General features: G+C 45.8%; 16 protein-coding genes. 3 read left to right on the plus strand and 13 right to left on the minus strand.

The annotated features are described in order from the left end of the window. Positions 1-5 precede the first annotated feature (5 nt). The 6 genes from CXF70_RS03845 to msrA form a co-directional block, all read right to left on the minus strand. Positions 6-710, minus strand: coding sequence for a CBS domain-containing protein (locus CXF70_RS03845; protein WP_101801611.1), 705 nt, complete (start codon positions 708-710; stop codon positions 6-8). A gap of 1 nt (position 711) precedes the next feature. Further along, positions 712-1107, minus strand: coding sequence for a VOC family protein (locus CXF70_RS03850; protein ID WP_101801612.1), 396 nt, complete (start codon positions 1105-1107; stop codon positions 712-714). A 76-nt stretch (positions 1108-1183) separates the two neighbouring features. Next, the gene (locus CXF70_RS03855; protein WP_101801613.1) at positions 1184-1969 is read right to left on the minus strand and encodes an ABC transporter permease subunit; all 786 of its coding nucleotides are present in this window, start codon (positions 1967-1969) and stop codon (positions 1184-1186) included. Continuing rightward, positions 1966-2847: an ABC transporter ATP-binding protein gene (locus CXF70_RS03860; RefSeq protein ID WP_101801614.1), complete on the minus strand. Its 882-nt coding sequence runs from the start codon at positions 2845-2847 to the stop codon at positions 1966-1968. The genes CXF70_RS03855 and CXF70_RS03860 overlap by 4 nt, the downstream gene beginning before the upstream one ends. Then, positions 2844-3038, minus strand: a complete 195-nt coding sequence (locus CXF70_RS03865) for a PLDc N-terminal domain-containing protein (protein ID WP_084243956.1) — start codon at positions 3036-3038, stop codon at positions 2844-2846. The genes CXF70_RS03860 and CXF70_RS03865 overlap by 4 nt, the downstream gene beginning before the upstream one ends. A 155-nt stretch (positions 3039-3193) precedes the next feature. After that, entirely contained in the window at positions 3194-3874 is a 681-nt protein-coding gene (gene msrA, locus CXF70_RS03870; RefSeq protein ID WP_101801615.1) for a peptide-methionine (S)-S-oxide reductase MsrA, read from the minus strand. Positions 3875-4061: 187 nt separating this feature from the next. Between msrA and CXF70_RS03875 the strand changes: the two genes are divergently transcribed. Then, positions 4062-4643 carry a protein-L-isoaspartate(D-aspartate) O-methyltransferase gene (locus tag CXF70_RS03875; protein WP_101801616.1) on the plus strand — a complete coding sequence of 194 codons (582 nt, stop codon included), beginning with the start codon at positions 4062-4064 and terminating at the stop codon, positions 4641-4643. A 397-nt stretch (positions 4644-5040) separates the two neighbouring features. On the opposite strand, the gene CXF70_RS03885 is transcribed toward CXF70_RS03875, so the two are convergent. From CXF70_RS03885 to CXF70_RS03905, 5 genes are all read right to left on the minus strand, one after another. Then, positions 5041-5550 (minus strand): DUF2243 domain-containing protein, encoded by a 510-nt coding sequence (locus CXF70_RS03885; protein ID WP_101801618.1) that lies wholly within the window; start codon positions 5548-5550, stop codon positions 5041-5043. Between the two features lie 205 nt (positions 5551-5755). Then, the gene (locus tag CXF70_RS03890) at positions 5756-5998 is read right to left on the minus strand and encodes a hypothetical protein (RefSeq protein ID WP_199172786.1); all 243 of its coding nucleotides are present in this window, start codon (positions 5996-5998) and stop codon (positions 5756-5758) included. 191 nt (positions 5999-6189) lie between these two features. Then, positions 6190-6396, minus strand: coding sequence for a heavy-metal-associated domain-containing protein (locus tag CXF70_RS03895; RefSeq protein WP_084243950.1), 207 nt, complete (start codon positions 6394-6396; stop codon positions 6190-6192). Between the two features lie 27 nt (positions 6397-6423). Continuing rightward, complete coding sequence (locus CXF70_RS03900; protein WP_233208535.1) at positions 6424-7083, minus strand: potassium channel family protein; 660 nt, start codon at positions 7081-7083, stop codon at positions 6424-6426. Between the two features lie 25 nt (positions 7084-7108). Next, a complete protein-coding gene (locus CXF70_RS03905; protein WP_101801619.1) occupies positions 7109-9217 on the minus strand; it encodes a type IA DNA topoisomerase in 2109 nt (702 codons plus the stop codon). A 135-nt stretch (positions 9218-9352) separates the two neighbouring features. Here CXF70_RS03905 and CXF70_RS03910 point away from each other — a divergent pair, with 135 nt between their 5' ends. Then, positions 9353-10018, plus strand: coding sequence for an oxidoreductase (locus tag CXF70_RS03910; RefSeq protein WP_101801620.1), 666 nt, complete (start codon positions 9353-9355; stop codon positions 10016-10018). Positions 10019-10086: 68 nt separating this feature from the next. Here the strand turns inward: CXF70_RS03910 and CXF70_RS03915 are convergent, their stop codons facing one another. Beyond that, a complete protein-coding gene (locus CXF70_RS03915) occupies positions 10087-11127 on the minus strand; it encodes a M14 family zinc carboxypeptidase (RefSeq protein ID WP_101801651.1) in 1041 nt (346 codons plus the stop codon). Positions 11128-11421: 294 nt separating this feature from the next. Next, positions 11422-11871, minus strand: a complete 450-nt coding sequence (locus tag CXF70_RS03920) for an OsmC family protein (RefSeq protein ID WP_101801621.1) — start codon at positions 11869-11871, stop codon at positions 11422-11424. 155 nt (positions 11872-12026) lie between these two features. Between CXF70_RS03920 and CXF70_RS03925 the strand changes: the two genes are divergently transcribed. Beyond that, positions 12027-13190: a pyridoxal phosphate-dependent aminotransferase gene (locus CXF70_RS03925; protein WP_101801622.1), complete on the plus strand. Its 1164-nt coding sequence runs from the start codon at positions 12027-12029 to the stop codon at positions 13188-13190. Positions 13191-13262 lie beyond the last annotated feature (72 nt).

Consider the following 13262-nt stretch of genomic DNA (forward strand, 5'->3'; position numbering starts at 1 on the left):
ACCTACTATTCTATTTGAATCAAATCTATCGGCGTTATGATGCCTGTCAGCGTTTCATCTTTTCTGCCATTTCGTGTGATCAGCAGCGCTTCCAGCTTATGCCCTGATAAAACCGAGTTCTTGAATATTTCCTCAGCTTCATATACTGGTGTATTTGACGCGATAAACCGGTAAGTGTTCCCGTTTCTCTCATATTTCAACATGTCATCCATCGTAGTTATTTCCCGGGAAATAGTTTCCTCTTCAACTGTAGCCGCGAGCCAGCGCATTATGCCGCTTGCTGTCAGCAGACCCATGAATTCCTCTTTATCATATATAGGAATGTGTTTGAATTTCTTATCTCTCACCTTACGTAATACTTCGCTCAAAGTGTCATTTGATTGGAAAGTATGAACTTCCCTGGCAAAGCTGGTTCCTACTGTGACCGGCTGCGACAACAGCTTTTCAATATGCTCGATCAATTCCACGATTTCTGTATGCGGCTCGGCGATAACATATTCAACCTCTGTCCGGTGATGGACAATCGCATTCCGCAAATCTCCAAATTCACGCAGTTCATCTTCATATTTCCTTATTGCCGCGTGTTCTTTCTTCGAAAGTTCAATCGCTTTAAAAAAGTTGATGTGGCCGTTTTGGTCGACCATGCCTTTCATAATCTTCTCGATTTTATTGAATGCAATTAAGAACCGTTCGGAATTCTGCTTATCCATTCTAATCCCCGCTTCCCCATACTGCTACTTCAATTTTCAAACGATCCGGATCTTCCATGAATACGGCATAAGTTTCGGCGCCACCGGCATATGGGTGGCGATCCTGATAGAGGATGCTTATACCTGATTGTCGCATTTTTGCTGTAATTGCGTCCACTTCCAAGGATGATGGTGCGTGAAAGGCTATATGATTCAGCCCGGCAGCTTTCCTGTGGTAACCGGCTTCAAGATATTCGGGCGGGGTTTGGACAAAGACGATATACTCTTTGTCCTTGCGGTAGCTGAAACCCTCACTCCAGTCCTGGAATTGATGATATCCAAGCAAAGGCAGTAAACTGTCATAAAATTTCCTGGTAAGCTTAAGGTTCGAAACATTCAGTTCGATATGGTGAATCAAAGCCTCTCTCCTCCAATCATGTCTGTAAACAGAAATATGCCGCAGCCCAATTACATACAGAGCCACGGCACTTCCATTAAACTTTTGTAGATGCCGCTTTTCTGGACGAAATGTAAATCCCAAGTACAAGAAGCAGGGCGATTAACAGTACAGTCGTTCCTGCTGTCCACCAGAAGTCAGCCAGGTCCGGACCATTTTCAAACCAGGCCGCAGCATATGCAGAAAGCTTCAACGGAGAAACCGGCCAGTAAGCTCCCAGCAAACCATCCACCAACTGGCTGATGACGATAACACCAAGCGAAACTGCCGCGGCGAGACCCGCATTCGGCATTAACGCACTGGCGACAAGAACGACCGTGACTACGAGAAGAATCCAAAGGCTATAAGTAAAGCCGAATCGGACAAGATCCATAAGGCCGATACTGCCAAACAGCAGGTATGTATAATAATAGCCTGCCAAAAATCCAAGCCAGACACTCAGCAGCGCAATAATAGACGCCATCATCCATTTACTCATAAAATATGCCTTGAACGATAAAGGGCGGGCGTATAATAGAGTCGCAGTTCCGCTCTTCCGTTCGCCGGCTATGGCCCCCATATACGCAAGCACTAAAACGAGAAGTCCCAGGAGCTGATACTGCCCCATGATGGCAACCATCACCTGCTCGGGTTCAGGCACCGGAAATTCCATTACGGTGCTTTCCGGCAAATTCCCCACCGAATCCAGGATTTGAGGCAAATAATAATTAGTGACGGGTTCAGTGATCCCTAAAAGGACGAACACTGCCGGAATCCAGAATAATTTATAATTCCTCAGGTTTTCACGCCATTCTTTTTTCAGCAACACACCAAATTGATTCATCTCTTACCCGCCACCTTCAGGAATATTTCTTCCAGCGAAGCGCTCTGCCTGTCGATTCCCGCGATTCCGCTTTCCTCATTTGCCAAGACTGCAAGGACCTGTCGCATCGTGGGGCCTTCATCAGTTAAAGGAAGTGCAATAACATGCCTGTCTCTGATCATCGGCCATAACTTGCGGCTCTCAAACTGCATGGCGGCCTGTTCCGTTTCAAAACGAAGACGGATTCTCGGTTCAGCGTAACGTTTCTTCACTTCTGACAAGGATCCCTGCTCGACGAGTTTTCCTTCTTTCAGAAATAATAATTGGTCTGTCATTTCTTCCGCATCATTCAAAATATGTGTGGAGTAAAGAATGGTCGTATCATGCTGCAGCGATTTCAATAAATCCATAATTTCGCGTCGGCCCGTGGGATCCAACGCTGACACCGGTTCATCCAGCAATAGTAATTTCGGCTGGTGCACAATTGCCTGGGCCAATCCCAGCCGTTGCCGCATTCCACCTGAAAAGGTTCCGGTCTTTTTATTGACAGCTGAACCAAGTCCGACAAAATCCAATGTCCTCATCGATTGCTGCCGCACTTTTTTCCCGTCTACACCGCTGATCTGCGCCGCCATTTCAGTAAATTCCAACGCGCTTAACCAAGGGAAAAATTGTGGATACTGCGGCAAGAAGCCGACCCCCGATTTAAAATCCCGTTGAATCGAACCTTCCGATTCCTTCAATAGCCCCGCGATCATCGACAGCGTCGTCGTTTTTCCGGAACCATTCGGCCCAATCAATGCAGTAGCGGTTCTTTCTTCGAGCGCAAAAGAAACGCGGTCCACCGCCAAATTACCGTTATAGGATTTTGTCAGTCCTTTCACTTCCAACAAACTCAATAGTTCCGCCTCCCAACCACAAAGTATAAAATAGGACCGATGATGTTCACCACTACAATGATTACTCCCCACATCCATTTGGGTCCGTTCGTATAAGGAATCTTTATCAAGTCAATCAAAGCGAAGATCATTAATCCCAATTGAATGAGCAGTACCGGCAATAATAGCAGTAAAAGCTTGGATTCTTCCATTTTCGCAACCCCTTTTTTTGGCTGTTTACAAATTGTTCCTTGATACTAATATAGAACAAAGCTTACCTTATAGCCATATGTGCTTTAGATTTGCACTGCATATAAGCACATAAAAAATAGCCTGCAGCAAAAAGCCGCAGACTGTTTTAGCCATTTCACCATTTAATGGTCTCCAATTTATTGAGCAGGACTTCCCTATCCTCTACGTCAATATTCCATAAGGCTATTTCGTTCTTAAGCAAACGTAATTTCCCATACCCTTTGACGAATCCGTTCAGCCTCGCCGCAAAAGTCGAATCGATGAGCAGTTCCGGTTTCGGGAACAGATCTTGTAATTGCTGCAGCGTATTCGGATATCGCTTCAAATAGTATTTTTGATGCCGCTCATCCGCCATTGTGAAATTCTCGTATTCTGCAATTTCCGTTTCAATCGCTTCACCGAGATTTCGCTCCATTTCCTTCCGGACTTTCTTTATCGCTTCTTTTTGCTGTCCACTCCGGTAGCGAAGCATTGATATATACTGGCGTCCTTTATAGTTTCCGCGGTTCGGGTAATGATTTTGCCAAAACTTCCTCAGAATTTCCTCATAGCTGATTATAGTGGGATCAAAATCAATCTCCACTGTTTCAGTGTGATCTCCCATATGACGATAGGTCGGCTTCGGAGAAGTGCCGCCCGCAAAGCCTACACGTGTTCTCAATACACCTTGCATGCTGCCGAACATCGCTTCCGGCCCCCAGAAACACCCCATGCCGAATGTTGCGGTCTCAACCGTTTCAGCTTGCGGATTATATTTTTTGATCATGTCTTCGACAGTCTGATAACCTTGGAACATATTCACCACTCCTTGTTTATTTTATTCACCAAATACCACAACTTAAGCGGGCGATTTGAAAAGCGGCCAAATACAATGAATTGCAAAGGGACATCACACGACAAGACTTGAAGCATCCAATAAAATAGAGTTAATAAATTTTTTCATGACAGGCTGCTGCTTCAAAAAAAGAAAGCGGGTGTTGAAAATGAAAAATAAGGAGAAGGACATCAGAGCTTATTTCAATAAGCTCGACAGAAGTTTTTTCATGGACAGATTCAAGGAAATGGCTTCCTTCGATGAAGCAATCCCAATCGGGCACGAACAAACTATATCCCAGCCTTCCCTCGTCCTCGAAATGACTCTTGCCCTTGAGCCCGAAACCGATTCCAGAGTGCTGGAGATAGGAACAGGTTCAGGATTTCAAACTGCTTTATTGGCTGAGTTCGCCTCACAAGTCTACACGGTCGAACGGATTGAAGAACTGTATCATCGCGCAAAAGAGCGGCTTGATGAATCAGGTTTTAGTAATATCTCCTTTAAACTTGATGACGGCAGTATGGGATGGGAAGAAAATGCCCCTTATGACCGGATAATGGTGACCGCTGCGGCATCGGCAATCCCTGAAGAGCTGCTGAACCAATTGGCTTTCGGCGGTAAAATGATCATTCCGGTCGGTTCTTCCTTCAGTCAGGAATTAAAGCTGATTGAAAAAGACAAAAATGGCAAAATCCAATCCACCGTATTGAACCACGTCCGCTTTGTGCCGTTGAAGGGGAAGTATGAGTAGCCACGAAAAGCGGAAACGGCCGCTCAGCTCCGACAAGCGTAAGACGATTTGGCGAAGCGGCGTGTTTTCAGCCGCACAGCCAAAGTGGCTTACGACTCGAGGAGTTGGCCGTTGGAGTCTGGACAATAAGAAAAGCGACGGCACCCGTTTAGCTCTGACAAGCATAAGACGAATCTGCGTAGTGGCTTTAGCCACGCAGCTGATTTGGCTTATGACTCGAAGAGCTGGGTCGCCGGAGTCTGGACACAGAAAAGCGGAAACGGCCGCTCAGCTCCGACAAGCATAAAACAGATTAGCTCCGACAAGCTAAAAAGGATAAATAACAAAAGCTGTGCTCCGTCCATCTTTCACAGGGACTGGAGCACAGCTTCTTCTTTTCCGATCAATGGAACCTGTATTAATTCGCGCTTTTTTTCTTTCGTTGATTTTCCTTTTTTGTCTGAAGCACCAGAAATAATCCGGTCAGTAAAAAAAGTCCGCCGCTTGCATTCCAGGCAATGTCATAAGGCAGGACATCCATGCCATAGCGGACTTGGTGGAAACCGAACACCTTATGGATGACAAAACCATCGAACAGCAAGTAAAGCCCTGAGCCCATCAGCGCAGAACCCACCCACCTTTTCGGCCAGACAGCATTTCTCCGGCGTAAACTGGAAAGCAGGAAAAGTCCAGTTACTGTCGCAATCCAAGCGAATAAATTCACCAAACCATCCGAAAAAACACCTGTCTTTTCATCGGCAAGATCATAAAAATGATTCCACTGCAGTAACTGATTAAATACAGTCCCGATGAAAAATGACATCATTCCGATTCCAAAGAGGAGTCCTGACCAAAAATTGCGGGGAGCGAATACTTCACGGTTTCTTAAATTCCCATAAGAAACCACTCGATCCGAATTGTTTTCCATTCCATCCCCCTCCCAGAATTTGAATTTCGAGAGACAGAACAGAACGGCTGCTGCAATTACATATTGAAAGTAGAACCATAAAACAAAAACTGAGGATAAATTCCATTATCCATTTTACTCAGGTTCTATTAAGCCTCTTAGGATAAAATACCCTCTATAGTCCTTTTCAAACAAATAAATACCAATTATGAAAGTTAATTACCATTTACATAACAAGTTGAGGTTTATGGCAATGCGTACAAAATTCAAATCCTTCTGCCGACTCCAATTCCAGTACATAATCTCTTGCCGCAGTAAATTCCCTCTTATCAACAGGTGTATCCAGAAAGCCGCATTCATCACCCGCAAACCTTTGGTCATGTATCTTCTTATTTTTATGGTCTACAAAATAAGTAATAGTGAACGCCCCCTTCTTTCCCTCAAATAGAAAAGGCCGAAAAGAACCCATTATAGGGGCTCTTTCCGGCTCTGTTTCCAGCTCTATTGTCTGAAACATTTTACCAATGAATGTATGTGTTTTGTTAGTCCAGGGCTGCGCCCTGATGAATTATGGATAAAATATTAAATGGAAATGCTAGTTGTTTTCCAAGTAGTTTCACCTTACTATAGATAACTCTATGCGTAAAGGAAAGAGAGCTTTCACGCGATATGAAACCCTTCGATTTGTATTCGCTGAATAATCTGTTCTTCGGAAATTTGATTTTCGTCGAAAGTGATTTTCACTTCTCCATCCTCAACATCGATCAAAGCTCTTTCGACTTCGGGAACATCCGCTAAAATCCCTTCCAGTGATTGTATCGGTTTTTCTGCTGTCGCTTCTTTAATGTAGATAGTCATTGTCTGCATCGAATCATCCTTCCATAACAGAATTATTTATAACCTCTTATCTTCGAGTTTTTTCAAATCATTTCGATGTCCCATTACCACTAGAATATCTTCCATTGAAATAACGTCATCTGGATGGGGAGCGATATTAACATCTTGCCCTCTCTTGATAGCGAGAGTAATACAATTGAATTTTGTCCGAATGTCCAGCTGCATCAGCGTTTTGCCGGCAATTTTCTCTGTCGCCGCCAACTCCACGATACTATAGTCATCCGAAAGATCGATATAATCGACGATCTTTTCCGAATCGACATGGTGAGCGACGCGGACGCCCATTTCATATTCCGGCTGGATAACACGGTCGGCACCGACCTTTTCAAGAATTTTTTTATGCTGAAGATCGCGGGCTTTCACCCATATTCTTTCCAATCCAATTTCCTTCAGCATCAGTGTACACAAAACACTTGCCTGCAGATCGTCCCCAATGGCTACAATAGCCTGGTCAAAATTCCTGACTCCTAAAGCTTTCAGCTGGGACTTATCCGTCGCGTCGGCAACAGATGCCTGCGAAGCATATTCAGCCATGCTCTCAACTTTATCAGGATCCATATCCAATGCCATCACTTCATGGCCGAGTTTATATAATTCCCGGCACACACTGCTGCCAAACCTTCCCAATCCAACAACTACTATTTGCTTTTTTTTCACTGTCTCTCCTCATTTCCAATAAAAACTAAAATTCCATTTTCAGTTTGCCGTCTTCCAGAATCAGCTTAGCGCTGAACTTTTTGCCGTTTTTTGATACGAAGCCTTTCATTACAGGCGTCTTGCCTTTTGTGCATAAGTATTCAATCGTTTTTGCTGTCAGCCTTTTCTTCAGGAATGTTGCCGGAAATGACTGCTTGCAGCCATTGGCGTATTCTGTACAGCTGAAAAATCCTCTACTGGAGACGATGCTTCCTTTTTTGCAGCGTGGACATAGAGCGATCGCATCTTTGCTGTTGACCATTTCCACACGGTCCGGCAAGCCGTTCGTCTGAAGCTGAGACGGAACGTCTGTCAGCAGCTTTTCAATAAACTTTCCGATTGTAGCCAGAAATACTTCCGGTGACCCCTCTCCGCGTCCGATCTTTTTCAGATAACTTTCCCATTTAGCAGTCATGGAAGGGCTCGATAATAAATTCCCTTCAATGGCCTGACATAAAATCCGTCCCTTTTCAGTAACAGAAACAATGTTTTTCTTTATTTGGATGTATTCATGCCGTTTAATAGTTTCAATAATACTGCTGCGGGTCGCCTCTGTACCCAGACCTTCCACTTCTTTCAGTATTTCACTGTCTTCGGCGTCTTCAGCGAATTTACCGCAAGTCTTCATCATCGCGATCAATTGCCCTTCTGTATATGGCTTCGGAGGTGTCGTCATGCCTTCTTTTACGGCAACTTTGGCCGCCACTTTCTCCTGTTCGCGAAGTTCGGGCAGCGCTGGGTCTGATTTACTGTCCTTCGCAGCAGTAAACAGTTCCTTCCAGCCTTTATCAATTTCCGTTTTTCCTGTTGTGAAAAAATGCAGGCCTTTGACATCGGTTGTCACTTTCGTCTCCGCATAGCGGTAATCCCTATGGAACATCGCAAGCGTTGTCCGCAGCACTTCTTCATATAAATTCCGTTCGTCCCGGGCCAGCCCTTCCAGCTTTCTCGCGGTCGGTATGCTTTTTGTCGGGATAATGGCATAATGCTCCTGCACTTTTGCGTTATCCACGAAACGTTTTTTGGGGGCCCTTGACGCAACCGGAAATTCTGCGCCAATCAATTTCTGGTAGGTTTCCACCTGCTTCGCCAAATAACTGAATTCCGCGTTCGTAATATGCTGGGTGTCTGTCCGCGGATAGCTCACCAGCTTCTTTTCATACAGAGTCTGCATCACGGAAAGCACTTTCGCCGGACTGTATTTCCACTTTCTGTTTGCTGCGGCTTGAAGCGTCGACAATGAATGCAGCTGCGGTGCCGGCTGTCGTTTTTCAGCAGTCTTGACCTGCAGCACTGTCCCTTCTTCTTTCGGATCAATGGCGTGTTTTTCGAGAAGATCTTCCGCTTCCTGCCGAACTTTCGCTTTAATCTTCGCCTTGCCTTTGTATTTCCCTTTTTCCGCCTGGAAGTCACCTTCGACTTCATAAAAAGGTTCCGGCACAAATGCCTCGATTTCTTTCTCGCGCTGATAAATCAGATAGACCGTCGGCGTCTGTACCCTGCCGATAGCGAATACTTCGCGGATCCCTTTTTCCTGAAGCAGCAGCGAGTATAAACGAGAGCCGTTCATCCCGACCAGCCAGTCGCTGATTTGCCGTGCCCTCGCTTCCTGGTACAGCAGCAGATCCTGTTTATTATCACGGAGCTCCTGAAATCCTTTTCTCACTTCATCCGCTTCGAGTGAATTGATCCACAGACGTTTGATGTTTTTTCCTTTTGCGCCTGTATGATAATAGATGCTGTAGAAAATATTCGATCCTTCCCTGTCTACATCGCATGCGTTAATGACCGTATCGGTCTGCTGAATCAATTTCTTGATGATATTGAATTGCTGGTATTTGCCGCGCGCCACTTGGAATTGATAATCCCCCGGCAATATAGGAAGGGCAGCGAGCGACCACTTCCCCCATTTCGGATCGTACGCTTTCGGCTCCTTCAACTCCACCAGATGGCCAATTCCCCAAGTGATATAAGCGCCTTCCGGAAATATGGCGTCCGGCATGATTTCCAAAAAACCTTCCCTTTTAGCTGTTTTGAAGGCTTCCGCATAAGCTTTGGCCTGGCTCGGCTTTTCAGCCACTATCACTGGTTTCATCAATTTCTTCCTTCCATAAACTTTCTTTTCCTTTATTGTACCCTGCCGGTCAATATTTCATAACCAATAGACATCAGGCGAATGTGTAGATTACAGCTGGAAGCGGTATAATAATAAAAAAGAGGAGGCATTGCCATGACTGGAAAATCCGCATTGATCGCAGGAGCCACCGGACTTACCGGCAGTAAGCTGGTGGAGGTCCTGCTGGATCGTCCTGAATATGATAGAGTAACCGTTCTTGTCCGCCGCCCATTGGAGCTTGAACATCCGAAACTGGAACAAATCCAGGTCGATTATTATAGACTCGTAGATTATAAAAAGCACTTTCAAGTGGACGATGTATTTTGCTGTCTGGGTACCACTATTAAAAAGGCAGGTTCACAAAAAGCGTTTCGAAGAGTCGATTACGATTATCCTGTGGCACTTGCGGAGCTGGCGAAATCAGCCGGCACAAAAAAATTCCTCGTCATTTCCGCAATGGGTGCAGACTCACGCTCTAATATTTTCTATAACCGGGTCAAAGGCCAAATGGAAGACAGCCTGAAGAAATTGGATTTGTCCGCGCTGCATATTTTCCGCCCGTCTCTTTTACTTGGTGACCGGAAAGAATTCAGGCTCGGCGAAAAAGCCGCCAGTCTGGTCTCTCCTTTCATCAGCCCTATTCTGCGCGGCGGCATGAAAAAATACAAGCCGATACAGGCGGAGCAAGTTGCACAGGCAATGTATGCTGCAGCGCAGAGTGAAAGTGGCGGCGTCCATATACATCCATCTGATGAAATTGTCGAACTGGCTGGACAATAATCTTTCAACACAAAAGCGGAGCCGGCAATCGGCTCCGCTTTCTTTACGGCCATTCTGTTGTAAATAAATTATTCTGTACGGCGGGTAGTTTGAGTCGCCAGCGTATCCCAGAATGAAATATCCGCATTTTCAATCGAACCGTCAGCAATTGCACGGACAGCCGCATCAAGTGTGGTAATTGTTTGCTTGATCAAATAGCCATTGCTCTTTTGCCCAAGAACATATGGCTCGTATTCATGGTCAGACATGCCGCGCATTTCAAACAACAGCGTCGATATGCCGTATTCCACTGCAATGCCGTTTCGGCTGATCGTTTCCGCGTTGCCGCCATTGTATTTGCCGAGATGTCCCCAGCCCGTCGAATCCACCGCGTCAAAAACGACTGCGCCAAGCTGTTTGGATTTCAGCAGTACATCTTCATCGACGTTCGGGGTAGTCGGATACAGGATCGATCCGGACACCAATTCGCCATCGCGTTCACTTTGCGTGCCTTGGTGATGCAAATCGATCATATAATCGATGTCGTACTTCTGCATAACGTTAAAGTGAAGTGCCTGAGTTTCCGGCTGGATTTTATTGACGTGGTCACGGTTCAAATCCACCTCATTCGCGTTGTAGCGGGTCAGGTTCCGGTCGCCTTTAGCTACATAATCTTCAAGTGAAAAATTCACATCACCCATTGCACCGTCAGCGTTCAGCATCGGTACAATCAGCACGTTGACGCCATCCGTCACACCTTTCATCTTGCCTGTACCCATGTGTTTGACGAATTCGAGGGCGCCTTCAGTAGTCAACTGTTCATTGCCGTGCTGCTGCGTCAGAAACAGGATTGTCGGATTTTCCGGATTTGTCATATATTTAACTAGATAGAGGTCACGGCCTTTTACACTTTGCCCAATGACTTCCAATTCCATATTTGCCTGCTTTGCGTCCTGCTCTTTTAGGAAATCTGCCATTTCATCAGAAGTGGTCAAAATTGAAGTGTTGATTGTTTCATTGCCGCCGTATCCTGGACCTTCACCTACTGCGAGTGCTGTCGGCAAAGCCAGTGGCGATGCGCTGAAAACCAATGCGCCTGCAATAGAAAGACTTAACATGCTTTTCTTCATTTCCATCTTCTTCGTCAAATGATCGGCTCCTTTTGTGTTTGATTTTTCACCTTAACTCCAAGCGATAATTTCTCTTCCTATACTTGAGCGTCCTCCTTCTCCCTTAAGCGTTTCGTTACCCTAAATAGATTCCTTAAGTCTTTCGGGAATTCCTTTCTTACTTTTAAAAAGAGGTAAATTGTTCCATAAATAAATAATATTAAGAGATATTGTACCTATTTCAACATGATCCATTTTTCATCCATGCAGCAATAAAAGAAGCCACCAGCTCTTTTCACTGGTGGCTTGCATCCTTTATTCGGCTGCGGAAATATCCGCTTCCAGTTCGACTTCCACATTGCCTTTGATGGCGCGTGTGATCATGCAGGAACTTTCCGCTTTCTCGGCAAGCTTCCCTGCCATCGAGAAATCTTTTTCAGAAGCGTCCTTTTTCAACACCAGCTTCGGCCGGTGAATGATTTTTTTATACGTGATGACGCCGTTGGTGACATCCACAACCCCTTCCGATTCCATCGTCAACGCTTCTTTTCCGATTTTACTGCGCTCAAGCATCGCAGCAAGCGTGATAATATAACAAGTCGCCGCAGCACCGAGCAGCATTTCATCCGGGTTTGTCCCGGTTCCCGGGCCATCCATTTCGGGTGGAATCGATATCTCCGTCTTCAAATTGCCCGTTTCAATTGTTCCTACATCATTGCGCAGACCTGGCCAATCCGCTTTTACATGAAAACTGTGAACAGCCATCCAATCTCCTCCATTAAACTCGTTTACCATCTGTTTCCGCCTTTCATTGCGCAGCTCCGCAATGAAATCGGCAATTTCCAGTGTGGACAGATATGGTTAAACTCTATAAGATTTGGGATAGATGCGCAATTATTTAGAAAATGAGGGAATGCATAATGGAATTTTCAAAGCGTTTGCAGCAATTACCGGAACAATTCTTTTCTTCACTGGCTGCACAGACAGCAAAAGCTTTGGCTGAAGGACGCGACGTCATCAACCTGGGCCAGGGAAATCCTGATCAGCCTACGCCTGCACATATCATCAAAGCCATGCAGGAAGCTGTCGCTGATCCGAAAAACCATAAATATTCACCGTTCCGGGGGATAAAGGAGATGCGTCAAGCCGCTGCTGATTTCTATAAACGCGAGTATGATGTCGATATCGATCCTGACCTTGAAGTTGCCTTGCTGGCCGGTACGAAAATCGGACTTGTAGAGCTGCCGCTCGCATTCCTGGATCCAGGCGAATCACTCCTCCTGCCTGATCCGGGCTACCCGGATTACATGTCCGGCGCCCCTTTGGCAGGAATCGATATGGATCTGATGACGTTAAAATCTGAAAACGGCTATCTGCCTGATTACAGCGAATTGGAACAAAAAACGCTCGACCGGGCTTCGATGATGTACCTGAATTATCCTAATAACCCGACCGGCGCAGTCGCTACCAAAGAATTTTTCGACGACACCGTTCAATTTGCGAAAACCAACGGCATTGCTGTCGTTCATGATTTCGCATACGGCGCCATCGGTTATGAAGGTGTGAAACCGCCAAGCTTCCTGCAGTCTGAAGGAGCCAAGGAAATTGGAATCGAGATGTACACCTTATCAAAAACTTATAATATGGCAGGATGGCGGATCGGTTTCGCTGTCGGCAACTCACAAATGATTGAAGCGTTGAACTTGATACAGGATCATCTATTCGCGGGATTGTCGCCTGCCTTGCAGCATGCTGCAGCCGAAGCGTTGACCGGAGATCAGTCCTGCGTTACAGAACTTGTTGAAACTTACGAAAAACGCCGGCAGGTGCTGATTGAGGAATGTGCCCGCATCGGCTGGGAAATCGAAGCGCCGAAAGGCTCTTTCTTTGCCTGGCTGCCGGTGCCTAAAGGATTCACAAGCATTGAATTCGTCAATCACCTGCTGAAGCATGCAGATATTTCCGTTGCGGCGGGAAGCGGATTCGGCGGAAGCGGCGAAGGGTTTGTGCGTGTCGGCCTGCTGGTGGATGAAGAGCGAATTGCGGAAGCGATCCGCCGTATAGAAAAATTAGAATTATTTTAAGTGGAACATCTAAAAAACAGCACCTGGCAAGCAGCTAAAAGCCGCTAGCCAGGTGCTGTTCTGTTTCACTTC

This window comes from Planomicrobium sp. MB-3u-38 (genome assembly GCF_002836425.1).
Classification (GTDB): domain Bacteria; phylum Bacillota; class Bacilli; order Bacillales_A; family Planococcaceae; genus Planococcus; species Planococcus okeanokoites.